Annotated in this window: 21 protein-coding genes and 1 pseudogene; 10 read left to right on the top strand and 12 right to left on the bottom strand. The window is 59.0% G+C overall.

All coding sequences use genetic code 11. From position 1 onward, the window contains the following. Window positions 1-420 precede the first annotated feature (420 nt). Window positions 421-1,101 carry a hypothetical protein gene (locus B3F77_RS04160; protein WP_293603736.1) on the top strand — a complete coding sequence of 227 codons (681 nt, stop codon included), beginning with the start codon at window positions 421-423 and terminating at the stop codon, window positions 1,099-1,101. Then, a complete protein-coding gene (locus tag B3F77_RS04155; RefSeq protein ID WP_293603735.1) occupies window positions 1,098-2,438 on the top strand; it encodes a (Fe-S)-binding protein in 1,341 nt (446 codons plus the stop codon). Before B3F77_RS04160 ends, B3F77_RS04155 begins: the two co-directional genes overlap by 4 nt. Before the next feature lie 359 nt (window positions 2,439-2,797). On the opposite strand, the pseudogene B3F77_RS04150 reads toward B3F77_RS04155, so the two are convergent. Together B3F77_RS04150 and B3F77_RS04145 are read right to left on the bottom strand one after the other, a co-directional pair. Next, a pseudogene (locus B3F77_RS04150) lies at window positions 2,798-3,102 on the bottom strand (phospholipase); the annotation flags it as partial. A 171-nt stretch (window positions 3,103-3,273) separates the two neighbouring features. Then, window positions 3,274-5,622 carry a Tex family protein gene (locus tag B3F77_RS04145; RefSeq protein WP_293603734.1) on the bottom strand — a complete coding sequence of 783 codons (2,349 nt, stop codon included), beginning with the start codon at window positions 5,620-5,622 and terminating at the stop codon, window positions 3,274-3,276. A gap of 195 nt (window positions 5,623-5,817) precedes the next feature. Here B3F77_RS04145 and B3F77_RS04140 point away from each other — a divergent pair, with 195 nt between their 5' ends. The 3 genes from B3F77_RS04140 (at window position 5,818) to B3F77_RS04130 (ending at window position 8,316) form a co-directional block, all read left to right on the top strand. Further along, window positions 5,818-6,339 (top strand): hypothetical protein, encoded by a 522-nt coding sequence (locus B3F77_RS04140; RefSeq protein ID WP_293603733.1) that lies wholly within the window; start codon window positions 5,818-5,820, stop codon window positions 6,337-6,339. 214 nt (window positions 6,340-6,553) lie between these two features. After that, the gene (locus B3F77_RS04135; RefSeq protein ID WP_293603732.1) at window positions 6,554-7,078 is read left to right on the top strand and encodes a hypothetical protein; all 525 of its coding nucleotides are present in this window, start codon (window positions 6,554-6,556) and stop codon (window positions 7,076-7,078) included. Window positions 7,079-7,323: 245 nt separating this feature from the next. Further along, complete coding sequence (locus tag B3F77_RS04130) at window positions 7,324-8,316, top strand: hypothetical protein (protein WP_293603731.1); 993 nt, start codon at window positions 7,324-7,326, stop codon at window positions 8,314-8,316. A gap of 451 nt (window positions 8,317-8,767) precedes the next feature. Here B3F77_RS04130 and B3F77_RS04125 read toward each other — a convergent pair whose 3' ends face one another. From B3F77_RS04125 to B3F77_RS04090, 8 genes are all read right to left on the bottom strand, one after another. After that, entirely contained in the window at window positions 8,768-10,381 is a 1,614-nt protein-coding gene (locus B3F77_RS04125) for an ABC1 kinase family protein (protein ID WP_293603730.1), read from the bottom strand. Between the two features lie 45 nt (window positions 10,382-10,426). Continuing rightward, complete coding sequence (locus B3F77_RS04120) at window positions 10,427-10,849, bottom strand: hypothetical protein (RefSeq protein WP_293603729.1); 423 nt, start codon at window positions 10,847-10,849, stop codon at window positions 10,427-10,429. A gap of 408 nt (window positions 10,850-11,257) precedes the next feature. Beyond that, window positions 11,258-11,641 (bottom strand): DUF302 domain-containing protein, encoded by a 384-nt coding sequence (locus B3F77_RS04115; RefSeq protein ID WP_293603728.1) that lies wholly within the window; start codon window positions 11,639-11,641, stop codon window positions 11,258-11,260. Window positions 11,642-11,802: 161 nt separating this feature from the next. Continuing rightward, on the bottom strand, window positions 11,803-12,003 hold the full coding sequence (locus B3F77_RS04110; RefSeq protein ID WP_293603727.1) for a hypothetical protein: 201 nt from the start codon (window positions 12,001-12,003) through the stop codon (window positions 11,803-11,805). 196 nt (window positions 12,004-12,199) lie between these two features. After that, entirely contained in the window at window positions 12,200-12,706 is a 507-nt protein-coding gene (locus B3F77_RS04105; RefSeq protein ID WP_293603726.1) for a hypothetical protein, read from the bottom strand. Window positions 12,707-12,950: 244 nt separating this feature from the next. Further along, the gene (locus B3F77_RS04100) at window positions 12,951-13,418 is read right to left on the bottom strand and encodes a DUF4148 domain-containing protein (protein ID WP_293603725.1); all 468 of its coding nucleotides are present in this window, start codon (window positions 13,416-13,418) and stop codon (window positions 12,951-12,953) included. Window positions 13,419-13,644: 226 nt separating this feature from the next. After that, window positions 13,645-15,039, bottom strand: coding sequence for a heavy metal sensor histidine kinase (locus B3F77_RS04095; RefSeq protein ID WP_293603724.1), 1,395 nt, complete (start codon window positions 15,037-15,039; stop codon window positions 13,645-13,647). Beyond that, complete coding sequence (locus B3F77_RS04090; protein ID WP_293603723.1) at window positions 15,030-15,713, bottom strand: heavy metal response regulator transcription factor; 684 nt, start codon at window positions 15,711-15,713, stop codon at window positions 15,030-15,032. The genes B3F77_RS04095 and B3F77_RS04090 overlap by 10 nt, the downstream gene beginning before the upstream one ends. 228 nt (window positions 15,714-15,941) lie before the next feature. On the opposite strand from B3F77_RS04090, the gene B3F77_RS04085 reads away from it, so the two are divergent. The 5 genes from B3F77_RS04085 to serA all read left to right on the top strand — a co-directional run bounded on the left by B3F77_RS04085 (window position 15,942) and on the right by serA (window position 23,931). Beyond that, complete coding sequence (locus B3F77_RS04085; RefSeq protein ID WP_293603722.1) at window positions 15,942-16,295, top strand: copper-binding protein; 354 nt, start codon at window positions 15,942-15,944, stop codon at window positions 16,293-16,295. A gap of 55 nt (window positions 16,296-16,350) precedes the next feature. Beyond that, entirely contained in the window at window positions 16,351-17,625 is a 1,275-nt protein-coding gene (locus B3F77_RS04080; protein ID WP_293603721.1) for a TolC family protein, read from the top strand. Then, complete coding sequence (locus B3F77_RS04075) at window positions 17,622-19,256, top strand: efflux RND transporter periplasmic adaptor subunit (RefSeq protein ID WP_293603720.1); 1,635 nt, start codon at window positions 17,622-17,624, stop codon at window positions 19,254-19,256. The genes B3F77_RS04080 and B3F77_RS04075 overlap by 4 nt, the downstream gene beginning before the upstream one ends. Window positions 19,257-19,268: 12 nt before the next feature. Further along, window positions 19,269-22,403, top strand: a complete 3,135-nt coding sequence (locus B3F77_RS04070) for an efflux RND transporter permease subunit (protein WP_293603719.1) — start codon at window positions 19,269-19,271, stop codon at window positions 22,401-22,403. Window positions 22,404-22,701: 298 nt separating this feature from the next. Then, window positions 22,702-23,931, top strand: coding sequence for a phosphoglycerate dehydrogenase (gene serA, locus B3F77_RS04065; RefSeq protein ID WP_293603718.1), 1,230 nt, complete (start codon window positions 22,702-22,704; stop codon window positions 23,929-23,931). A 144-nt stretch (window positions 23,932-24,075) separates the two neighbouring features. Here serA and B3F77_RS04060 read toward each other — a convergent pair whose 3' ends face one another. Both B3F77_RS04060 and B3F77_RS04055 read right to left on the bottom strand, forming a co-directional pair. After that, entirely contained in the window at window positions 24,076-24,708 is a 633-nt protein-coding gene (locus tag B3F77_RS04060) for a thioredoxin fold domain-containing protein (RefSeq protein ID WP_293603717.1), read from the bottom strand. Between the two features lie 93 nt (window positions 24,709-24,801). After that, window positions 24,802-25,602, bottom strand: coding sequence for an alpha/beta hydrolase family protein (locus tag B3F77_RS04055; protein WP_293603716.1), 801 nt, complete (start codon window positions 25,600-25,602; stop codon window positions 24,802-24,804). Window positions 25,603-25,843: the final 241 nt, after the last annotated feature.

The raw sequence follows: 25,843 nt of genomic DNA, 5'->3' as shown, positions 1-25,843 counted from the left end.
CCGAACGACAGAAAAAGACTGTGAGGAGTCGGTCAGTGACGGCGAGTGGCTGGCAACAGCATGCCCAAAGCGGCCAGTGATGACTCCGAAAAGCAGAGGGTTAGAACGCCACGTTAATGGGCAGCCGGAACAGAGCGAACGCAGCGTGTGAGATTTCCCAGTGAGCGTAGCGAACGAATTGAACGCTTTGTTAAGTGTGTGGCACTGAAATCATCTCGTGAACTTCTTTTCTTAGCACTTCCACGACCTCATTCAATGCATTACAAAGCTCGTCTGCTTTTTCCTTGGCTGTATCTGTATATACAGCGTCTTGTGTAGACGAATCCCAGTCAGGTTCAGTCCACAGCTTGATGTTTATCAACCAAATTTTCCGACGTTCGTCGTAATGTAAAAAAATTAATTTAAAAAAGGGGCAATCGCATGAATCTCCTGAACTGGGTACGCGGTCCCTTTCTTATCGTAGCGATTTTTATCTTCGTCGTGGGCGTCTCTTGGCGCCTCTTTTCTTTGTGGCGAATACCTGTTTCACAAACGACTGGTGCGCCCGCGCGGCAAGAATTTGGCACCGGCGCCGCACTCAGAGCGGCATTCACACGTATGGTGCCAAGGGGTGGCTTTCATCCAAGCGCCACCCTGGTCAACAGCAACCCCTATGTATTTCACATAGGGCTGGCTGTTGTGTTTCTGGGCTACGCGCCGCACATTGCCTTCGTCCGGCGCACTACCAGCTTGTCGTGGCCGGCGCTTCCCGACCTTGTGATGTACCTTTCTGCCGCCGTCACCATAATTTCGCTGCTCCTGGCCCTGCTATTTCGCCTGACCGATCCAGTATTGAAAAAGATTTCCAAGGCCGACGATTGGATCACTTGGACCGTCACATTCCTTCCCCTCGTCACCGGCATGGCGGTGATCGGTGATTCGTCCGCCAGCATCTTGACGCGTGACCATGTGATCTATCCCGGCCCGCTGGCAGTGCATTTGCTGACGCTGGAATTGCTACTGATGTGGTTTCCGTTCGGCAAACTGATGCATGCCTTTTTGGTGCTGCCGGCCCGCATGCAGCTGGCCACGTTCTTCGGCCGTCGCGGAGTGCGCTCATGATTAATATGGATGTTTTTCATGGTTTTCTGGAAGCCATTCACCACCTGCCGGAGATGGCGCAGCCCGTTCCACTGACTGACGTGGAACGGCTGGCGCGTGCCAAGACTGTCATGCGCGCCAAGATCGACCGAGGACTGGCGCTCGACCTCGAAGCCTGCGTCAACTGCGGCTACTGCTCTGAGTCCTGCCATTTCTACCAAAGCACGGGGGACCCCAAGTACAGTCCCAGCCGAAAGCTGGATTTACTGCGCCGCGTGCATGCGCGTGAGACCTCGGCCTTCGCGCCCCTGAAACGCCTGTTCACCCCCGACATCACCGTGGCCGACCTTAAGGAGTGGCAGGAACTGGTCTATGACTCGTGCACCGAATGTGGCCGCTGCAGCATGATCTGCCCCATGGGCGTCAATACCGCGCGCGGCGTGAACGTGATGCGAGAAGCGCTTTACGAAGCGGGGCTTGCGCCGCTTGAACTGCAGGCTGTTGCACAAGAACAGGCCGAACGCGGCACAGTGTTCGGTGTCGGCCCGGCGCAGCTCCAGCAGACACTAGAAACTCTGCGCGCGCAGGGCATTGTAATTCCGTTGGACGAGCCCAAAGCCGACGTGATGCTGGTCACTACCGTGATCGACGTGTTGCTATATCAGGATGCGCTCGCGGCTGCGGCGCGTATCCTAAACTATCTGGGGGTGCGCTGGACGCTGCGCAGTGCCGGTTTCGAGGCGGCGAATTTTGGTCTGTTGTCGGGCAGCGAGGCGCTGCAAAAAGCCGCTAGCCAGCGCCTGATTGATGAGGCGCTGACTATTGACGCCAAAATCGTCATCCTGCCCGAGTGCGGCCACGCTTACCCTGCGTTGCGCTGGGACGGACGATTGACCAACGGCCAGCCGCTACCGTTTGACGTGTTGGCAGTATCTGAATACATTGGCCGCGAGGTCACCAGCGGTCGGCTTAAGCTGCTGCCCGCAGAGCCTGCGCAAGCCGGCCGCAAGATCACGTACCACGACGCCTGCAAGCTCGCGCGCCATGGCGGCGTGATGACCGAGCCGCGTGATGCGCTCAAAGCGCTGGGTATGGACCTGATTGAGACCACCCCCACGGCTGAGCAAAACTGGTGCTGTGGTGGCGGGGCTGGCGTCTTTCTTATCAACCGCGCTGAGGGCTTGCGCCACAAGGCATGGGAGATCAAACGTGAGCAGATCAATGCCACAGGCGCTGATACCGTGGTGGTGTCCTGTGCCAGTTGCCGCCTGAACTTCATGGCCGGTGCCGAAGCCGACCAGTGGCCCACAAAGATTGAAAGCGTGGTCGAGATGGTGGCGCGGCAGTTACCAGCTTGAATTCGTGCTATGGCAGGTCGAGTCCCATCGCGCTCAAGACCATCGAATGGGCAGTGCTGCAGCAACTGGTGTTTGGTCACCAAGACAGCCGAACTGAACTTTCAGTAAAGCGCTCGCAATTAAAGTGCCCGGACCAGGCTGGAAAATTCATTCCGACGTTCGAGCGGATCTATCACATCCGCGAAGGATAGACGGTGCAAAAAAAGGGTGAAGGGCATCCTGATAGTGGCTGAAAGTGAATGTATGGAAATGGCCTATCTGATTTCCTTGTTCCGTTGGCACCAATACACCACGCAGAGGCGCAGCGTTATAACTATTGGGCTTGTTGCCCAATTTCGCACGAATCCTTGCGGTCACCCCTTTTGCCCCGGTTGCAGTTCGTAGTGCTGGTGAATATCGTCATGCTCCAGCCTTTCAAAGGCGGCCAGCGGGTCATTCAGGCAAGCCGTGGCCATGCGCCTATCGAGGAACCCCACCAGATGCACCGGGTGCGTGGTCCGGGCCAGCCAGTCACCCAAGATGAAACGGTCAAGTGCACCCAGAATCAGGCCCTTGGGGGCCGCCCGCTGCGCCTGGCACCACCGCAATGTCTTGCGGCTGCAAACCGTTTTTCTCGATATGCCGTCGCGCCAGAGGCGCCGACGTAGAAGCGGAGGGCTTTCATCGGAGGACTGATCTTGAGTTTATAGATGGTCGGTCTGCAATTTGCTATATTTTTTATAGCTGTTTGCTAACGTTCTATATGGGCTACAGGGCTATTTGACCATCAAACTTCCTAAAAAGCCGTCGTGGGTGAGACCGAGGCACGCCCTCGCCCACCCTTCCCTCCTTGGCCCTATTTCTTGAGTGCCGCCAGCTTGCTGAAGGCCGACTCCATGGCAGTCCCTGCTGCAGGCTGAGGTGCACCTTGACGCCCGCCGCCATAACCGCCGCGATTTTGCGGGCCGGGCCGCGCGCTTTCAAAGCGGTTGTCACGCGGGCCGTCGCGCCGTGCGGGGGCATCGCCCAGTTTCATGGTCAGGCCGATGCGTTTGCGCGCCACGTCGATTTCGGTCACGCGCACCTTGACGATGTCGCCGGTTTTCACCACCTCGCGCGCGTCGGTCACAAACTTGTTGGCCAACTGGCTCACATGCACCAGGCCGTCCTGGTGCACACCAATATCCACAAACGCGCCAAAGGCCGCCACGTTACTGACGGTTCCTTCCAGCATCATGCCTTCCTTGAGGTCCTTGATGTCTTCAATGCCGTCGTTAAAGCGCGCCACCTTGAAGTCAGGGCGCGGGTCGCGCGCTGGTTTTTCCAGCTCGGCCAGGATGTCCTTGACCGTGATGACACCGAACTTCTCATTGGCGAACAGCTCGGGTTTCAGGGTTTTGAGCATCTCGGCGCGGCCCATCAGTTCGGCCACAGGTTTTCCGGTGTGCACCATGATTTTCTCCACCACCGCGTAGGTTTCAGGGTGCACGCCGGTCATGTCCAGCGGGTTGCTGCCGCCGCGCAGGCGCAAAAAGCCGGCGCTCTGCTCAAAGGTTTTGGTGCCCAGGCCGGTGACCTTGAGCAAATCGGCGCGGCTGGCGAAGGCGCCGTTGACGTCGCGCCAGCGCACCACCGACTTGGCCACCGTCTGGCTCAGGCCCGACACGCGCGCCAACAGCGGCACGCTGGCGGTGTTCAGGTCCACGCCCACGCTGTTCACGCAGTCTTCAACCACGGTGTCCAGGCTGCGCGCCAGGTCGCTCTGGTTCACGTCGTGCTGGTATTGGCCGACGCCGATCGATTTGGGGTCGATCTTGACCAGCTCGGCCAGCGGGTCCTGCAGGCGGCGCGCAATGCTGGCGGCGCCGCGCAGGCTCACGTCCACGTCGGGCATTTCCTGGCTGGCAAACTCGCTGGCCGAATAGACCGATGCGCCGGCTTCGCTGACCACCACGCGCTGCATGCCGTCAATCTGCTTCATCAGGTCGGCGGCCAGCTTGTCGGTTTCGCGGCTGGCCGTGCCGTTGCCAATGGCGATCAGGTTGACGCCGTGCTTGTCGCAGAGCTTGGCCAGGGTGTGGAGCGAGCCGTCCCAGTCTTTGCGTGGCTCGTGCGGGAAGACCGTGGCGGTTTCCACCAGCTTGCCGGTGGCATCGACCACGGCCACTTTCACGCCGGTCCGAATGCCTGGGTCAAGCCCCATCACCACGCGCGGGCCAGCGGGCGCGGCCAGCAGCAGGTCGCGCAGGTTGTCGGCAAACACCTTGATGGCGACTTTTTCGGCGTCCTCCCGCAGGCGGGTGAACAGGTCGCGCTCCAGCGACAGGCTGAGCTTGACGCGCCAGGTCCAGGCCACGCATTTGCGGATCAGATCGTCGGCCGGCCGTGCCTTGTGGCTCCAGCCCAGATGCAGTGCAATTTTTCCTTCGGCAATGCTGGGCTGGCCTGCTTCTGGCGGCACCGGCAGCACCAGCTTGGCGTCCAGAATCTCCAACCCGCGGCCACGGAACACCGCCAGCGCGCGGTGCGAGGGCACGCGGCCAATCGGCTCGTCGTAATCGAAGTAATCGCGGAACTTGGCGTTATCGGCGTTGTTTTCGTCCTTGCCGGTGACCAGCTTGGACGAAAACAGGCCTTCGCTCCAGAGCCAGTTACGCAACAACTGCACCAGTGCGGCATCTTCGGCCCAGCGCTCGCTCAGGATGTCGCGCACGCCGTCGAGCACGGCCTGCACTGTGGTGAAATCGTCGCCGCTTTCGTTCTTTTCGGTTTTCACATAGGCGGCGGCCTCGTCGGCGGGCACCAACGTGGAATTTGCAAACAGCGCATCGGCCAGCGGCTCAATGCCGGCTTCGCGTGCAATCTGGCCTTTGGTGCGGCGCTTGGGCTTGTAGGGCAGGTACAGGTCTTCCAGGTCTTGCTTGGTGGCGGCCCGCTCAATGGCGGCGCGCAGCGGTGGCGTGAGCTTGCCCTGCTCTTCAATGCTTTTTAAAACGGCTTCGCGGCGGTCTTCGAGCTCGCGCAGGTAGCTAAGGCGGTATTCGAGTTCGCGCAACTGGATGTCGTCCAGCCCGCCGGTGGCTTCCTTGCGGTAGCGCGCAATAAACGGTACAGTCGCGCCGCCATCGAGCAGCTCCACCGCTGCCTTGACTTGATGTTCCTGGGCTTTGATTTCTGCGGCAATCTGGCGGATGATTTTCTGCATATTGGAAAAATAGTGTTCGGCTGGAAGGCTATGAGAAGGCCATGAGCTGGGACAGGCTTGCGGCCTGCCGGCAAGCCCTTCCCCCCATAAACTGACGTCAAGGGACGGCATTGTCCCACAGCTGAAAAGGACCCTCATGCTCATAATTGCAAGCTACTTTGTAGCGAATTTATTCAGTCCTCCAGAAAGACAACCATGCGTATCCGCACCATTCTTTTAGTCATTGCCATTCTGCTTGTTGCGGGCTTTGTCGCACTCAACGTGGACGAGTTCACGCGCATCAGCGTGCTAAGCCTGGGCTTCACCACCATCCAGGTTTCGCTGGGCCTGGTCATGCTGCTGTTGCTGGTCGCGGCAACGGTTGTTTTTCTGGCCAGCACGCTCTATATGCAAAGCACCCACCTGATTGAAACCCGAAAGAATGCCCGTGAACTGAACACTCAGCGCGAGCTGGCCGATAAGGCCGAAGCCTCGCGCTTTACCGAATTGCGCAGCTACCTGGAAACGCAAGCCACGGCCGCGCAGCAACACGACGTCGCCGTCAGCACCGTGCTGACCGAGCGCTTTGCCCAGCAGCAGCAGGCACTGCTGACCCGCATCGAGCAATCCGACAACACCATGGCCGCTTACATGGGCCAGCTGGAAGACCGGCTGGAACGCCGCGGCGCAGTCAACCACATCATGAACAGGGATAGCGTCAACACACCGCTGGCTTGACAACTGCGAAGGCTGCAGTTCCCGCCCGCCCGCCGATGTCTGCGGCCGGTACAGCACAATGCTGACATGAAATTTCGCAGCCATCGAAGACCTTGCCTCGCGGCGCAACTTTCGGTGCAGCTTCCAGATCAACAGGCATGCGTGGCTCATTCAGCGACCCCCGATACTCGCGTGGGTCAAAGCCTTTCCAGCAGGCGTTGAAGCCTGACGCGACTTGAACCTGCTTAAAAAGATCCTCCGGGCCCTCCTGCTCGCGCCGGTTGCCCTGCTTTTGCTGTTCGAGGAATGGGGCTGGGAGCAGCTGGCTGCAGGCTTTGCCGCACTGGGCAGGTTGCCGTGGTGGGGCCAGCTGGAGCGGCTGATTACGCGCTTGCCGCCCTGGGCGGCCCTGCTGGTTTTTGGTATACCTGTGGGGGCGCTGGTGCCTATCAAGCTGCTGGCGCTTTACCTGTTTGGCCGAGGCCATGTCATGCTGGGCTTGGGGCTGGTGCTGGCCGCCAAGCTCACCGGCACGGCGCTGGCGGCGCGGCTGTTTCAGCTCACCCAGCCCGCGCTGATGCAGCTGAAGTGGTTTGCACGTCTCTACACCCCCTGGAAAAACTGGAAAGACCGCCTACTGGAGCAGGTGCGCAGCTCGTGGCCCTGGCGCATGGCCCACCAGCTCAAAGTGCGTGTGAGCGTGCATATGAAGGTTTGGCGCATTCGCATCCGGGCGGCTTTAAGATCTGCAGGCTTGTAAATTGGGCTCCAGCGCTTCCGTCGCGAACAAAAAACACGCGCTACGCCGCTGAGGTGGTCAAAGTTGATTTGATCCGCGTTTCCCTAAGAGGTTGAAGACTTCATTCAGCATGACACCAACCTTACAAAAATGTAATCCCTGCGTCACCGTTGTGGCGGTTTCGAAAGAGCAGACTTTGATATGTCTGGAAACAATGGATCGTTTTAGATAATTTTTAAAAGTCATTTCTTTTTTTGGAGTAACTCATGAATGCATATTTGAAGATCGTTTCAAAAATTGGAATACCCGTGGCTGGCTTGTTGGCGTTGTCAGCGTGTGGCGGAGGTGGCGATTCCGGCCTCGGTACGGTAGGTTCCCATACACCTACCACAGTGAGCGGTACAGCCGCCAAAGGCCTTGTGAAACAGGCCAATGTTCTCGTTTGCCGAATCGTGAACGGCATACCAGAGGCGGACGCGACGTGCGCATCGGGGACCACGGGGCCCGATGGTTCATTCAGCGTCACGATGAGCGACGGCTATACCGGCCCAGCAATGATAAAAGTCATGGCGGGGACTGGAACTACGATGCTCGACGAAACCACCGGTGCCTATATTCCCTACAACATGACCATGAGGGCAATGGTCCCCGCGGTATCCGCCACGACCACCGTTTATGTGACGCCGTTTAGCGAAATGGCGGCCAGTGCAATGGGCACATCTGGCATAGATGCAGGCAAGATCACCCAAGCCATGACCACGGTAGGGACAATGATGGCAGGCTTGGGCGTTGACCTGAGCATCAAGCCGATGATGGATCTGAAGAACAATGGCTCCGACCCGGCCATGCTGGGCCAGCAGGCCAATATGGTCAAGCAGCTGACAAGAGTGATGATGGCAGCCAAATACGCAGGTTCGCTGAAAGATTCGAATGGTGCCGCCTGCAACGCGACAGGAACATCTACCCCTCAGCAAATCGCATGTACCGTGAACGTGATGGCTAGTGTGATGACAGGCGCGGCGACGACTGATCCAACAAAGGCTGCTACGGTCCTCGCTGCATTGAATGCCCAGACCGTAACGACGGCATACATGCCCATCATCAAGGCGGATGGAACGCTCGCCATGCCCATGCAATCGGTTGACATGACATCGACCACGACCACGTCCACGTCTATGCAGGCTGCCATGCAGAGCGCGGGGATGACAACTGCCGCTGCTCCCAACACCGCAACCACCATGATGAACGGAATGCACTAGAAAATATCACGCTCCGTCTCAACCAAGTGCTGATGGAAACACGGTTGAGATGGATGTCGTACCTTGTATTTCGTGAGGCTGTGACGCCCGGGATGTGCGACAGGTTGACAGTAAACGTGGTCAACTCGCCTGACGACGCGGCCGAGATCGTGCTTCCATGGGAGAACGACGATCGACCTGGTGATGGCCAGTCCCAGGCCTCAACTGCTAAAGAACCTATCACTATGCGCAGCGCCCAATTGAAGACCCGATGCGGACGTTGGGCACCGCTGCTTTGAGCGGGGTTCCTGTTGGTTGGCCAGATCCACAGCCTTCTGAACGTGCCACGCATCGCGTTCTGGTTCTATCTCCTGCTCGGTGTCTTGCTCATGCTACCCAAGCCGGCCAGACATGCGTTAACAGGCTCGAAGTCCAAACGACGTCAATCTGCAGTGCATTCAGAAGGCGCGCGTCAGTGTTGGTCAGGGTCGCGACGCAAAGCACGAATCCGCGAAATGATAATGCCGACAATCCCACCGACAATCATTGTTTCGCCGAGAATATGGTGCCAGCCACCCATCGGAGTAAGCAACAACATCGAGCCGCCGATCACGAGAGCCGCGAAAGCGATGGCACTCGTGAGCCGCTCCAGATTGCGGCTGAAGCGACGTCCCACGGCCTCCAAACCCGGAAGTCGACCGAGATTGCCTTCGGCGATACGTCGCAGGATGCGTCGCGTGTCGCCGGGCGCATCGTTTATCAGTCGCTCCATTTCGCGCGCAAGCTTGGTGGTCTTTTCCTTTATCCGCCCCAGTGAGAAGTGCTGTGCGGTCAGGCGTGAGATTTCTTCGCGAAACGATTCCATGTGGTTATAGCTCGGGGCGAGTTGGCCAATCATCGACTCCAGGATGACGAAAGCACGCGTCAGCAGGACAAACTCGCCAGGATTGTGTACCCCGTTCCGGCTTCCGGCACGCAGCAGAGATTCGAACGCATTCCCGATCGAAACATCCGCCAGATTGGTCCTGCGGATTTCATAAATCACTGCCTTGATGTCCACCAATAGCTCCGCACGGTTGACTTTTTCATTCGCCGGCGCCATTTCCAGATAAGCCTCGGTGGCGGCCCGCGCATCGCCTTTGACGACCGCTTCGAGCAGGAGTGTCAGCGATTCGCGCATCGGCTCGTCAAGGTCGCCCGTATTCCCAAAATCGAGAAGGGAGAGCCGCCCATCGGGCAGAACGAAGACATTGCCGGGATGCGGGTCGGCATGAAACAACCCTTCTTCGAAGATCGAATGCAGCATCAGCTTTACCAGGGTGTTGATCACCCGCGGCATCGCTTCCGGGTGCAGCTTGGCGTAGCTATCCACCCGTTCGCCGGCCGAGTACTCCATCGTAAGCACGGTTTCTCCCGAATACTCTGCCACGACATCCGGAATCCAGAGATCGGGGACATCTGCCAGCGCGGCGCGAATGAGCATGATGGAACGCGCTTCGCGACCAAAATCAGTTTCCCGGTGAAGACTGTTGGCCAATTCACGCACCACAACAGGGAGATCGAGGGCGCGCAGACGCGGAAAGAGCTTTTCTCCCAGACCTACCAGGTAAGTCAGTGCCGCGATATCGGTGGAGATTATTGCTTTAAGGCCGGGCCGCTGCACCTTCACGGCCACGTGACGCCCGTCCGGCATTGTCGCCTCATGCACCTGGGCGATGGTCGCGGCGGCTAGCGGCGTTTCGCCGAACGCTGAGAACAACTCAGTAAACGGGGCGCCCAGTTGGACTATGAGCGTCGCGCGAACCACGTGACTGTCCATCGCCGGCAACTGGTTGTGCAGCAACTCCAACTCATCGATGTAGGCGGCCGGCAGCAGGTCGCGCCGCAACGCGAGCACTTGTCCGAATTTGAGAAAGACTAGCCCCAGCTCCTCGAAGGTTTCCCGTACCTCCTTTGGTGGCGGCCAATGTCCCCTGCCGAACAGGGCTCCCAGGAACTTGTGTCGGGCGAGCACGCGCAGGATTTGCATTAGTCGCGGTGCCGCTCGCAGCACGGTACTTTTCTGCAGGTCGATCAGTACAGCCATACGCTCCTAACATTCATGGATAAAAACCATACATAGTTGACTCCTTTACTTGGTAGCAGGCGGTGGCATTCGGTCCATCATCATTTGCATCATGGCCTCCATCATTCCCATGCGCTTTTCCATCATTTGTTGACGTTCGTTCATGTTGGCTGGCATCGGCTTTTGGCCTTGCATGCTACCCATGCCAGCGCCTTTCATGCCGCCCATCATTGCCATGCCGTCCTGCATGGTTTTCATGTGTTCGGCCATTAGCTTGCTACGCTCTTCCGGGGTCTTGGCGTTCATCATCTTTTCGTGCATGCCCTGCATGGTCTTCATCTGGGCATCCATCTTGGCCATCTGGTCCGGTGTGGCCATGTTGTTGGCAGCTGCGGTGCCCATGGGCATCGCCGGGGCGGTGTTGCAAGCAATCAGTGTGCTGGCGGTGGCGAGGACAATGGCAAGTGGAATGAATCGAAAATGGGTCATGGCAAACTCCTTGTTAGGTTGGGTAACGTTGGAAACATGGGGAACTGCGAAGCAAGGCGGACTCGATGCACAAGCGGCGCTCAAAGACATCGGTCCGAACGCGAACTGACCGTTGGAGCGGGCCAAAGCGCCAAGCTCAGAAAACGAATGGCGACCGGCGGGGCCGCGGCCGGTCATCGAAAGACTGCCTGCAAGATGCTTTGTATTCACCCACGTCGCCGGATGGTTAGGCAGGTGATCCGGTCCCTCATCCTGCAGCAGACATGGCGTTGGCGATATCCCCGGTTAACGCAAATACCCTCGCCACCAGCGCCTGCATGACAGTGCAACGTCCGCCACAACCGGCACATTTTTGGCAACCGGAGAGAGCGTGAAATGCGCTAGTGTTCATGGCGTCAGGTAGCGTATTCATTTCGCCTCGTCAACCATCTGGATGGTCTTTTCCTCGACCTCTTTGGCAACTTGAACTAACGCGGCATCCTGAGATAGCGCCGAAAGCATTTGCGCTGGCTTGATAAGGCCAATCTGCGTTTTTCCCTTCTCCGTATACACCGAGATACGACACGGTAACGCCATGTTGAGGCGCATATCGGTGGACAAAACTTTTGCAGCTTGAGCCGGATTGCAGACTTCAAAAATCTTGCACTCCTGATTAAATGCAATGCCTTTACTGCGAAGTGTGGTCCCCAAGTCGTGGACATGCAGCACCCCGAAGCCATGATGGATAACCGCCGATTCAAGATCTGTCGATGCTTGGTTGAATGATTTGTTGGTTTCAACTATGTAATACATGAAGTTTCCTTGATCTTTGTGATGGGCAAAAAATGCCCTGGTTCGAACCTAACCGAATTTTGTGTGAGAAGGCCTGGAACCTGGCCCCCGGACCTTTTTGCCTGCAGCCGTGCTTGTAATTCAGGACGCCTCGCAGTGCTCTGCAGGCTTCCCGACCCAGATCACTTCTTTTGCTTGATGACCCACACCACAAGAGCGACAACCACGATAACAAGCAAAATCGGCATCCATATCCCGCCGTATCCGCCCATCCAGCCGCCGCCCCAGGCGCCCCCATTCATCATGTTTCCGCTCTGCGCGAAAGAGACGCCGGTGGCCAACAGAGACACCGTACCAACAGCCATAGCACGAAAATTTTGCATGAATTTTCCTTATTGAATTGAAGAAACTAGCGGATTAGTTCGACACAGGGCGCTTGACACCGACAGATGATTCTGCGGCCGGACGAATCCGGGCAATGTAATCCAAATTCCTCAGGTGCCGTCAGCCGATATATCCGCTGTGGCCGCTAAAAGCGCATGACAAAATGGCATCGGAAGCCGTGCCGCTAAAGCGAATCTATGCGGACATCCTTCCGACGTCAGTGCGGTAGCACACAGCCAAAGAAGATTGCACAATGAAGCGGCTGACACAAACCATGAACCGGGGCAAGATAGATTCATAGAATGGCAAAACAGGAAAGACGGCTTCCGCTGCTTTGCTGGTTGGCAATTCAGCGGCGATGCTGCGGTAGTTCTGTTCTCCCTGCGTCGTGGTGATCGGGCGGTGTGGGCTGCGGGCGGCGCTGGTAGCCACCAGGTCGAGGGAGAAGTTGGCGTTCGGCGTGGCGAAGATCACATCGTGATTCGGACTGAGGACAATCACTTCGAGGCTGTGGTGTCCGACGAGCGAGTGCTTCAGCAGTTGCGTAATGCGTTCGAGATCGTCTTGCGACTTCCACCTCTCAAGGGTGTGGCTGGTCAGCTTGTTGGCGCCGATTGAATGTTGACCCAGAGCCCAAAAACGGCCGGAGCCGTAAAATACCGCAGCATGCCAGAGCAGCGCGCTGAACACCCCGGCGAACAACCAAGCCGAAGCGGTGGCCGTCTCCAGGTGTCAGGCTAACAATCGCCCCGACCAACACCATTCACCCCAAAACAGAGCTGTAGCGCGGACCCGCCCAAACTAGCCCCGGAATACGCAATTGCTAGTTGAAGAAAAAAACCCGCCACGAGGGCGGGATTTCAGGGAAGCGGCAACAAGCCGCTGCGGTTTGCTGAGTGCCTTATCTGGCGTATTTCTGCCTATCCAAGGTGACGCCTGTCCAAACTCACACGGGTAGATGCATGTTCGGGTGCAACTCGTTGCACTTGCCGCCGCTCTCTCCACCGGCCACGTAGTCACCGGTACGAATGGCTTCGGCGAGTTCGGCCTTGACCTGTTCACGAGTGATGCTCGATTGCACTTGCTTGGCCGGATAGACGCTCGGGTATAGCTCATTGAGCTTGCCGCCGGTCTCCCCACTGGCCATGATGTCACCGGTGCGTACGGCTGCCGCGAGTTCGGCTTTTACTTGCTCACGGGTGACGCTTGACTGCACCTGCTTGGTTGGATAGCGGTTCGGGTACAACTCGTTGAGCTTGAGGCCGCTCTCGCCACCGGCCATGATGTCACCGGTGCGTATGGCTGCGGCGAGTTCGGCCTTGACTTGTTCGCGAGTGACTCCGGCGAAGGATGGGGCGCCAGCGATCAGGCCGGAAGCGAGGATCAATGCGGTTGCTGTAAATTTGAGCTTCATGATGATTCCTTTTAAAGGTTGATAGACATTTCCGGGCAGGTCGGTCGTCATCGTGTACCGTCTTGTCCAGCTTCAATCGCCACATTGCGATATGAGTTAACTGTACAAAGCGGACCCCGACAAGAACGTGACGGATAAATTACAAATTGGTCAGTAATTTGTCAGCGCATGAATTAACGAATCGCCACCAGCGCCTTCGGCAGCTCGGCGCTGGGGACGTCGATGCTCAGGGTGCGCGTGGCAGTCTGATCGTGAATGTGGTTACTGCGCCAGCCGATGCGACCGAAATCGTGCCGCCATGAGCGATGACGATCGACTTGGTGATGGCCAGCCCCAGGCCCGTGCCTTCGCTGCTGCGTTGCCGCGAGGGATCGACCCGGAAAAAGCGGTCGAAAACCCGCTCCAAATATTCCTGCGGAATCGCGTCCCCGGTGTTTTCCATGCGAATCGAGACTGTGTCCGCGCTTGCGCTGATAGTGACGCGTAGCGTTGTGTCCGCGGCCGAATGCCGGACTGCATTCGACAGCAGGTTGCCCAGCGCCCGCCGCAACATGAGCCGGTCCGCGCTCACCTCGGCGTCGCCTTCAAGCGTGAGGCGCAGCCCCTTTTCTTCGGCCACCGCATCGTAATAATCGAACAGTGCAAGAACCTCTGCTGCCAGCTTGACCGTTTCCCGGGTCGGCACCACCAAGTCGTTTTCGGCCTTGGCCAGCAGCAGCATGTCCGAGATCATTCGAGCCATGTGCTCGAACTCCTCGGCGTTCGATTCAAGAATGCTGCGGTACTCGTCGGCGCTACGCTGGCGCGACAGGACGACCTGGGTTTGAGTCATCAGGTTGGTCACCGGGGTACGCAACTCGTGTGCGATGTCTGAGGAAAAATCCGAGAGCCTGCGAAACGCATCTTCCAGCCGTGCCAGCATCTCATTCAAGGATTGGGCGAGTTCAGCCAGTTCGACCGGCGCCGATTCCACCGGCAGGCGATGGCTGAGTTGTTGCGCCGTGACCACTTGCGCTTGGGCGCGCATGGCGCGCAGCGGTGCCAAGCCGCGCCGGACGGCTGCCCAGCCAAGAAAGCCGGTCAGCGCGGCGGCGCCGGCAACGAAGATCCACAGCGTCTGCAGGAAAGAACGCATGAACGCCTGATGGTGCGCGATGTCGGTGGCCACCGCCACGATCACCCTTGAGCGTTCGCTGATGCCGGTCGGCAGTTCAGCCGCGATGCCGCGGTAGGTCTGTTCTCCCAGTGTCCAGGTAATCGGGCGGTGCAGGCTGTGGCTGGCGTCGACAGCCAACAGGTCGGGAGAAAAGCTGGCATTGGGCGTGGCGAAGATTACATCGTGATCCGGGCCGAAGACGGCCATTTCGAGGCCGTGGTGTCCGATCAGCGAGTTGTCCAGTAGTTGCCTGATGCGTTCGAGATCGTCCGTCGACTTCAAGTTCCCAAGGGTATGTCGGGCCATCTCTATCTTGCCCGTCAAAACTTCCATGTCCTGCTCTTCGAAGTGTTTTTCCACCGCGGAGGCGATTACGAACCCGAGCGATAGCAGGACGGCCGACGATGCGATGACGAACAGCAAAGTCAAATGCCGGGTGATCGATTTTCTTCCAGTCAAGCGCAATCGGGATTCTCCAGAACGTAGCCCATGCCCCGTACGGTACGGATGAGCTTGGGCTCAAAATTATCATCCAGCTTGACGCGCAGGCGGCGCATGGCGACCTCGATGACGTTGGTGTCGCTGTCAAAATTCATGTCCCATACCTGCGACGCAATCAGCGAGCGTGGCAGCACTTCACCCTGGCGGCGCAGCAACAGTTCAAGCAGGGCAAATTCCTTGGCCGTCAGATCGATGCGCCTGCCTGCGCGCGTGACCCGACGTCGCATCAAGTCGAGTTCCAGGTCTGCCGCATGCAGGAACTCTGCCGCCGTGGTCTTGCTGCCTCTGCGCAATAGCGTTCGCACCCGGGCCAGCAACTCAGAAAAAGCAAAGGGCTTGACCAAATAGTCGTCCGCGCCGAGTTCCAAACCTTTGACGCGGTCATCGACATGGTCGCGCGCGGTCAGGAACAGGACCGGCGTGTCCTTGCCAGCCTTGCGGATGCCCTGCAAGATCGTCCAGCCGTCGATTCCGGGCAGCATCACATCGAGAATCGCCAGGTCGTAAGCCTCGGTCAGTCCGTGATGCAGACCTTCCCGGCCGTCTCGCACCAAATCGACGACGAAGCCGGCTTCGACCAAGCCCTGTTTCAGGTAGTCCCCGGTCTTGGGTTCGTCCTCGACAATGAGGATTTTCATAGCGTCTCCTAATCAGTTGAGGACAGAGCTTCGTTACGCTCCGGTCTGTCCCGCAAAGTTTCATTGTTTATGCAAAGTGGCCGCAATTCTGCGCTGCTTCGACCGCTCCGCAGCGCAGATAACAGAAATGTAATCTTGCGGTCAGCGTTCTGTCGGGGCGAGGTGTGCAAACTACGGGACGTCAATCACCCTTGTTTTTGCCCGACACTAAACCCTAGGAGAAAATCCATGAAGACTTTCATCACCCCGGCTCTCATCGTGCTTGCCACCGCAGGCTTTTCCACGCACGGTATTGCCCAAATGCAAATGGACCACAGCAGCCATGGCGGCCCCGCTGCGATGCAGATGGCATCCGCCGCCGAAACGCCTCTGACTGATGGCGTGGTGAAGAAAATTGACAAATCAACGGGAAAGGTTACCTTGTCCCACGGCCCACTGCCCGGCGGCATGCCGGCGATGACCATGACTTATCGCGTCAAGGATGCGGCCTGGCTCGACACAATGAAGCCAGGGCAGAAGATTCGCTTCGCCGTCGACCCAGCAGACGACATGACCGTGCTGCGCTTCGAGCCGGCAAAGTAAGCCGCCAAGGACCGGCGCTTGCCGGCCCGATTAAATGACAAACAAGGACCTTCGCATGAAATCGTTCCAGAGCCCCCGGGGCCTCTTGTTCGCTGCTGTTGTCGGCATTTGGTGCTTCGCGGCACAGGCCCAGGAAGCACCGCCGGGTGCGGATGTGGAAAGGTTGCTTGCCATCGCCAGGGAGGCAAATCCCGAATACGCCGGCATGCGTTACGAGGCGCAGGCCGCCGCCGAGCGTGTGACGCCGGCCGGTGCCTTGCCTGACCCCAGGTTCCGCACCGAGTTGATGGACATCACCAAGGGGGGCGAGCAGAACCCCACCCTTTTGCCCAGCAATGTCGGCAGCACCCGCTACACGCTGATGCAGGACCTGCCGTGGTTCGGCAAGCGGGACTTGAAGCGGGAAATCGCCGAATTCGAAGCCGAAGGCAGCCGGGGTAAGGCCAGGGGAACCTGGTCGGAACTGGCAGCAAAGATCAAGACCGCGCAGGCCCAACGTTATTTCCTGCATGGCAACGAGAAATTGACCCAGGAAATCCTCGATCTGATCGTCCGTCTGGAGAAAATTGCGCAGAATCGATACGCCAACGGTCTCTCCGCCCAGCAGGACGTCATCCGGGCGCAGATTGAGCAGACCAACATGAAGAATGAACTGGTTGCCCTGGAGAGCGAAAGCCGACAGGTCAATGCACGCCTGAATGCCCTCTTGGCACGACCCGCGGCAGCGCCTCTGGCGCAGCCGGAAAAACTGCGCACTTTGCCCGTTCCAGGCCAACTCAACCCTGCGGCGCTGGAAGAGCGGGTGCGCACCCGCAACCCGCAATTGTTCACCGAAGAGGCGCGCATCAAGTCGGCCGAAAAAGGCCGTGATCTGGTCTACAAGAACCGTTATCCGGATTTCAATGTCGGCATTGCCCCGGTCCAGTATGGCAGTGCGATCAAGGAATGGGGGTTGATGGTGGAGATCAACATTCCATTGCAACAATCCTCACGCCGTTCGCAGGAACGGGAAGCCGAGGCCACGCTGTCGGCCGCCCGCTCACGCAAGGAGGCAAGCGCAAATCAGCTGCTCTCCGAACTCTCGGAGAATCTGGCCGGTTTGGAGGCGGCGCAACGCACGGATGTGCTGGCGACGACCAGCCTTCTGCCGCAAGCTGAGCTGACGTTCAATGCGGCCCTGGCTGGCTACGAGAACGGCAAGCTGGATTTTGCCACCCTGCTCGACGCCCAGCGACAAATCCGCCAGGCCAAACAAAACCAGATCAAGGCACAGGCCGAGGCGCAATTGCGTCTCGCCGAAGTTGAAAAGCTACTAGGGGAAGATCTATGAAACAGGGTACTGGAATTGCCATCGGCGTGGTCGTGGTCGTGCTGATCGCTGCTGGCGGTGGCTACTGGTTAGGCAACAGGGGGGCCTCCCAGTCCCATGGCACTGCAGCGGTGACGGCCGGTGCCGCCAATACGGCCGGCGACACCGGAAAAAAGGAGAGAAAACTTCTTTATTACCGCAACCCGATGGGCCTGCCCGACACCTCTCCTACCCCGAAAAAAGATCCGATGGGCATGGATTACATTGCGGTCTACACGGGCGAGGAAGATACTGAACCGGCTTCCGCCAACCAGATCAAGATCAGCACCGAGAAGGTTCAAAAACTCGGGGTACGCACCGAGCCCGCCCAGCTCCGCACCATGGACAGATTAGTCCGCGCGGCCGGACGGATCGAACCGGATGAACGGCGGGTCTACGCCATTGCTCCCAAGTTCGAGGGTTACGTCGAGCGCCTGTATGTAAATTTCACCGGCCAGCCTGTCAGCAAGGGCCAGCCGCTGTTCGAGGTCTATAGCCCGGAACTGGTGTCCGCCCAGCGGGAATACGCCATTGCTGCGCAAGGCGTGGAATCGCTCAAGGATGCGGGCGGCCAGGCACAGGCGGGCATGAAGCAACTGGCCGAGGCCAGCCTGCAACGCCTCAGGAACTGGGATATTTCGCAACAACAGGTCAAGGCGTTGGCCAAATCCGGTGAGACGAAACGGACGATGACCTTCCTCTCCCCAGTGGCCGGCATCGTCATGGAGAAAAAGGCCGTGCAGGGCATGCGCTTCATGCCTGGCGATGCGCTCTATCAAGTCGCGGATTTATCTGCCGTGTGGGTTGTTGCAGACGTCTTCGAGCAGGACATCGGCCTGGTCAAATCCGGTGCCAAAGCAAAGGTCAAAATCAACGCCTACCCGGACAAGGAGTTCACGGGCACCGTGACCTACATTTACCCGACCCTCAAGGCCGAGACGCGGACCGTTGCGGTGCGCGTGGAACTCGCCAACCCCGGCCTGCTCCTCAAACCCGCCATGTTCGCCCAGGTGGAATTACCCGTAACGGCCAAGGGCCAGGTGGTCACCGTGCCAGTGTCTGCGGTCATCGATAGCGGCACACGCCAGATTGTCCTGATCCAGCAAGGCGAAGGCCGCTTCGAGCCGCGCGAGGTCAAGCTCGGCTCGCGCACCGACAACTACGTTGAAATCCGCGAGGGCTTGAAGGACGGTGAACAGGTGGTGGTTGCGGCCAACTTCCTGATCGATGCCGAAAGCAATCTGAAGGCGGCAGTCGGCGGTTTCGGCAGCTCGGCCCCAGCAGCGGCAGTCAAAGCGGGAACGCCGGCAGAGCAAGAGCTGCCAGCCGTCAAAGCATCAGGCCACCATGCCGAAGGAACGGTGGACAGCATTGATGCGAAAGCGGGCACAGTCAGCCTCAGTCACGGCCCGGTCGCCAGCCTGAAGTGGCCGGCCATGACCATGGAGTTCAAGGTCGCCAATGACGCCTTGCTCAAAGACTTGAAGCCGGGAGCCAAGGTCGCTGTCCAGTTCGTCGAGCGTCAGCCGGGTGAATGGGTCATCACCGATGTCAAACCAATGGCTATTGCCAAAGGGGCCAGTGCACCCGCGTCCGCTACCAGCGCTCACTGACCGGGATCTAGCATGCTGTCCAAAATCATCGAATGGTCGGGAAGAAACCGCTTCCTCGTCCTGCTCGCCACCCTGTTCATTGTTCTCTGGGGCGTTTTCGCGGTCCTCAGAACGCCGATCGACGCCCTGCCTGACCTCTCGGACGTGCAGGTCATCGTCTACACCGAGTACCCCGGCCAGGCGCCGCAGGTGGTGGAAGATCAGGTCACCTACCCGCTGACGACCTCCATGCTGTCGGTACCCAAATCCAAGGTGGTGCGCGGCTTTTCTTTCTTCGGCGCGTCCTTCGTTTACATCATCTTCGAAGACGGTACCGACATCTACTGGGCACGCTCGCGCGTGCTGGAGTACCTCAACTTTGCTTCCGGGCGCATGCCCAAGGGAATCACGCCGCAGATCGGCCCCGACGCCACCGGGGTCGGCTGGGTCTACCAATACGCGTTGCTGGCCAAAGACAAGACACTGGCCGAACTGCGTTCCATCCAGGACTGGTATGTGCGCTATCAGTTGACCAAGGCGCACGGCGTCGCTGAAGTGGCCTCCATCGGCGGCTTCGTGCAAACCTATCAGGTGACGGTCGACCCGGTAAAGCTGCGCGCCTACAGCATCCCGCTGATGAAGGTGGCGCAGGTGATCCGTGACTCGAATCGTGATGTCGGCGGCCGGGCCGTGGAGATGGCCGAGACCGAGTACATGGTGCGCGGCAAGGGCTACTTGCGCGACAAGAGCGATATCGAATTGCTGGTGGTCAAGAGCGACAAGGGCACGCCGGTGTTGATCCGTGACATTGCGCGGGTGGAACTCGTGCCCGATGAACGACGCGGTCTGACCGAACTCAATGGAGAAGGTGAAGTGGTGTCGGGCATCGTCATGGCCCGCTATGGTCAGAACGCGCTGGAAGTGATCCGTAACGTCAAAGACAAGATCGCCGAAATCGGCCCCGGCTTGCCCGCAGGAGTGACGGTGCAACCAGTCTATGACCGTTCCGAGTTGATCAACAGCGCCATCGAAACCCTGAAGAGAACGCTGCTGGAGGAATCGCTCATCGTCGCGGCGGTCTGTGTCATCTTCCTGTTGCATGTGCGTAGCGCACTGGTCGCCATCCTGATGTTGCCGGTGGGCATCCTGATCTCCTTCATTGCCATGCGGCTGTTGGGCATGAGCTCCAATCTGATGAGCCTGGGCGGCATTGCGATTGCCATCGGCGCCATGATCGACGCGGCCATCGTCATGATCGAGAACGCCCACAAACACCTGGAGCGCCTGCCCGAGGGTCACACGACCAGCGATCGGTTTGATGCCATGCTGGCCGCCTGCAAGGAAGTCGGGCCGGCACTGTTCTTCTCGCTGCTGATCATCACGGTGTCCTTCCTGCCGGTCTTCAGCCTGGAAGGCCAGGAAGGGCGGCTGTTCTCGCCACTGGCCTACACCAAGACCTTCTCCATGGCCGGCGCTGCGCTGCTGTCGGTCACCTTGGTGCCGGTGTTGATGCTGTTGTTCATCCGCGGCAAGATCATGCCGGAGGCGAAAAATCCGGTGAATCGCTTCCTGATCTGGGTCTATCGACCCATCATCGCCGGCGTGATGCGCTGGAAGAAGATGACCATCGCCGCCGCCTTGGTGGTATTGGGCCTCTCGGTCTACCCGGCCTCCCAGCTTGGCTCGGAGTTCATGCCCACGCTCAACGAGGGATCGCTGCTCTACATGCCGGCTTCCCTGCCCGGCATGTCGATCACCAAAGCGGCTGAGCTGCTGCAGACGCAGGACAAGATCATCAAGAGCTTCCCCGAAGTGAGCTCGGTCTATGGCAAGGCCGGGCGCGCCAACACGGCAACCGATCCGGCACCGACCGAAATGTTCGAGACGGTGATCAACCTCAAGCCACCATCCGAATGGCGCGCGGGAATGACCATTGACAAGCTGATTGCCGAATTGGACAAAGCACTGCAATTCCCCGGCGTCGCGAACTCCTGGACCATGCCGATCAAGGCGCGCATCGACATGCTGTCTACCGGCATTCGCACACCGATCGGTATCAAGGTTTTTGGCAAGGATCTGGACGAAATGGAAAAACTGGCCAAGCAGATTGAGACCGTGGTGAAAGCTGTGCCGGGCACTTCCAGCGCTTTTGCCGAGCGCATTACCGGCGGCTTCTACCTCAACATCGAACCGGACCGCGAGCAACTGGCCCGCTACGGGCTGGCCGTGGGCGACCTGCTGGACGTGATCGGCACGGCGCTCGGTGGTGAAACAGTTACCACCACCGTCGAGGGCCGGGAGCGCTTTGGCGTGACGGTGCGCTATCCGCGCGAGCTGCGCTCTGACCCGCAGCAGATTGCCCGCGAGGTCCTGATCCCCACGACGGACGGTGCCATGATCCCCTTGGGGCAAGTGGCCAAGGTGGTCGTCGCCAAGGGTGCGCCCGGCATCCGCACCGAGAATGCGCTGCTGTCCGCCTACATCTATGTCGACATTCGCGATCGCGACATTGGCGGCTATGTCGCCGACGCGAAGAAGGCGGTGGCCGAGCAGGTCAAGTTCCCACCCGGCTACTACGCCACCTGGAGTGGCCAGTTCGAGTACATGGAGCGGGCAGCCGCAAAGATGAAGGTCGTCATCCCGGTGACGCTGTTGTCCATCTTCCTGCTGCTCTATCTCAACTTCAGGCGCATCACTGAAACGCTGATCGTGATGCTGTCGGTGCCGTTCGCCCTGGTCGGCGGCGTCTGGCTGATGTGGCTGCTCGGCTACAACCTGTCGGTGGCGGTAGCGGTCGGCTTTATTGCGCTCGCCGGGGTGGCTGCCGAGACCGGCGTGATCATGCTGATCTACCTCGATCATGCCTGGGAAGCGGTCAAGGCGAAGTGCCGCGAATCCGGCCGTGCGCCCAGCGTCGGCGACCTTTATGAGGCCGTGATGGAAGGCGCCGTCGAGCGCGTGCGACCGAAGATGATGACCGTGGTGGCGATCATGGCCGGCCTGCTGCCCATCATGTGGGGCACAGGCACTGGCTCGGAAGTCATGAGCCGTATCGCCGCGCCGATGGTGGGCGGCATGATCTCAAGCACGGTACTGACGCTGGCCGTGATTCCGGCGATTTATGCGTTGGTCAAGCAGTGGCGGCTGAAGCGGGGCATGGAGAACTGATATGAGGCATGGAGCAGTGAAGCGACAGAAGGCGGTACTATAAATTCGTCATAGCGAGCGCAGCGCGGCAATCCATGCACAATTTGTCATTCTGGCGAAGGTCGGAATCCAGCGTGCTCTACTCGCCAATATTTATACAAAAGGTATCTCTAGACCCCGTGGATATTGCGCAAGCAGCTATTAAATAAGAAGCAAATAGAGGCGGGTGATGATGGCCGCGCCCGTTACCGCTTCGTTACTGTCTATTTCTCCAGAATGGGGAACAGTTTAGGATCACTCACCAACTCAGCAGCCTCCCATGCGCAAAACCTCCATCGACAAAAACAAAATCAAGTTTCTCCTGCTGGAGGGTATTCACCCTTCGGCGGTCGATGTGCTGAAAGCGGCGGGCTACACGCACATCGAAAGCCTGGCCGGAGCGCTGCCAGACAACGAGCTCAAAGCCAAAATCGCGGACGTGCATTTTGTCGGCATCCGCTCCCGGACCCAGCTCACGGCTGAGGTGTTTTCCCATGCGGCCAAGCTGGTGGCGGTCGGCTGCTTTTGCATAGGCACCAACCAGGTTGATTTGAATGCGGCGCGCGAGCGCGGCATTGCGGTGTTTAATGCGCCGTTTTCCAATACCCGTTCTGTCGCTGAATTGGTGCTGGCCGAAGCCATTTTGTTGCTGCGGGGCGTGCCCGAGAAAAGCGCGGTGGCGCACCGTGGCGGCTGGCTCAAGTCGGCCGAGAACGCTTATGAAATTCGCGGCAAGACCCTGGGCATCGTCGGTTATGGCTCCATCGGCACGCAGTTGTCGGTGCTGGCAGAAGCGCTGGGCATGAAGGTGGTGTTTTTCGATGTGGTCACCAAGCTGCCGCTGGGCAATGCCCGGCCGGTGGCCCGGCTGAAGGATTTGCTGGCAGAAGCCGATGTGGTCAGCCTGCATGTGCCCGAAACCAAAGCCACGCAATGGATGATTGGCGCCGCAGAAATTGCCGCGATGAAGCCGGGCAGCGTGCTGATCAACGCTTCGCGCGGCACGGTGGTCGAGATTGAGCCGCTGGCCGAAGCCCTGCGCCAGAGAACGCTGCTGGGCGCGGCGATTGATGTTTTCCCGGTGGAGCCGCGCAGCAACAAGGACGTGTTCGAGTCGCCGCTGCGCGGCCTCGACAACGTGATACTGACGCCGCACGTCGGGGGATCGACGATGGAAGCGCAAGAAAATATTGGCGTTGAAGTGGCGGAAAAACTGGTGAAGTACAGCGACAACGGCACCTCAACCTCGTCCGTCAACTTCCCCGAGGTGGCGCTGCCGGCCCACCCCGGCAAACACAGGCTGCTGCACATTCACCGCAACGTGCCCGGCGTTCTTTCGAAAATCAACAAGGTTTTTTCCGACAACCACATCAATATCGCCGCGCAGTACCTGCAGACCAATGAAGCCATCGGTTATGTGGTGATTGACATCGATGCGGAGCACTCCGACATGGCGCTGGCTAAACTTTTAAAGGTGCCCGGCACCCTGCGCAGCCGTATTCTTTTTTGAGCGCAGCCTGCGGTGACGGGGCATTGAACTATTAAAATAATAGCTGCCTGTGCCCGTGCCTATTGGGCTAGAGGCACTTTTTGCATATGAAAATGTTCAAGCCAGCCGGCAGCGCCCCTGAAAATGACGGTTGGGGCTGGATGCTTACTTTGCGCTTGAGTTCCCCGGTTCGCCCGGCGAGCCGGCGGGGGGCTGCAGTCCCAGCAATGCCGCGAGGTCGGCGGTCGACAAGGTGCCTTCGTGCGTCACCAAGGCGCCGGTCTGTGCCTGGGTGGCCACAATGCTCGGGACTGAGGTGAAGCCAAAGCGGGTCAACAGCTCCGTGTTTTTGGCAACAACGGCCTTCTGCGCCTCGATGTCGCTGCCCGCGCTGATGCCGCCCCGCTGGGCCTGCATGGAGGCTTCATGTTCATCCATCGCAGCGACCGGGTCCTTGGCGGCCAGCAAGGTGGCGCCCTGGGCCGTGCTCGACGGGTTCAGGAGGCCCACGGGAATCCAGACAAATTTCGCCTGGGAATTCAGCGGTTTCGCGGCTTCCCACAGCGCGCCGCAATGCGGGCATTGTGCATCAAAGAAAACGTAAACGGTGCGCGCGCTCATTATCGTGCCTGCCGTGAAACCCTTGGCTTCGGCTGCAATCGCGGCCATCGAGACCGGCGTGGAGGCGGCTTTCGCCGGTGTGCCGGTGCCGGTGCCGGGAGCCTCGTTGCAGCCGGCAATTAGCAGACTGGCCGCAATCAGCGCGGCCGGGATGAATTTGAGGAAGCGTTTGGACATCATGGCAGTCAGGAATGGAAAGAGGTGAAAGGATAGCGTAAAGATGCCCGCATGCCTGTGCTGGAACCGTATTTCAAACTCCGGGCGACTCGGTTACCTTGACAACGCTGCCGCCAGTTCCTGTGCCAGCATGAAAAACTCTGGCGAGCGCTGCACCGACACATGGGTGGCACCGATTGCGTAAGTCAGGCGCGTTTTCACACCCTGAGTTTGCAGGCTGGCCACATAGGCTTCGCTGAATTTGGGCAGCGTGTCGTCGTCTTTGTTGCCGACCACCAGGCTGATGCGCGTGCCCGCCTTGATATTGTCCACTTCGCCCTGCGGCGACAGGCTGTGCGTCCAGTGATCCGCTTTGCCAAGCAAAGCATTGCGCCATTGCCGCCACTGCGGTACATCGCACGGGCAAGCGGCCAACAGGTAAGCATCGGCACTGGCCGGAAAACGGCCGGCCAGCAGCGCCGTCATGGCAGCGCCCCCCGAGTAGCCGATCAGCAGTATCTTTTTACCGGGGTTGAGCGTGCGCAGCCGCTCCAGCGCAGCCGCGAGTATCTCGACATTGCCGGGCGTGTAGTCGTCATCCTGCGCGCTGGTGGTGCCGTCAGATACGCCAAAATAGCTGCGGTAGCCCGGCCGCTGGAGGGCGATGGTGGTGGCTTTGAGTTGTTGCGACAGGTTAAACGCCGTGCCGCTGTCCACCGGCAACTCGACGCTTCCGCCGTGGTCACCATGCAGGAATACGAGCAGCACCCGGGCGCTGGCCCCGGCGGGTTCGAATTTACGGATGACCACGCAATACTGGCTGCTGCCGGCGCGTTCAATGCCGTCCGCCATTTTGCCATCGGGGCATTTGATGTCCGGGGCCGCAGCGCGCGCCAGCGGTAGCCAGGCAAGCATCAGGGTCAGCGCGATGCTCAGAGCTGCCGCTACTCGCGTGAAACCGTTCGCTTTGATTTTTGCGGCGATGTGCCGGATGATTTTCTGAATGTTGTTTAAAGACACAGTTGGCAAAGCAGCGAGTTTGCCACAGCCCCTCGGCCGCCCTCTACCGTTCACTTCTAGCGCTGAGCACGCTATTTATTTAATAGCTTATTGCGCCCGGCAATATTGGGCTAGAAGCCTAAAAGGCTTAAAAAAT

This window comes from Polaromonas sp. UBA4122 (genome assembly GCA_002381615.1).
In the GTDB taxonomy this organism is placed as follows: Bacteria; Pseudomonadota; Gammaproteobacteria; order Burkholderiales; family Burkholderiaceae_C; genus Polaromonas.
Note: the sequence above shows the minus strand (reverse complement) of the source record. Positions and strands in the feature narration are given on the sequence as shown.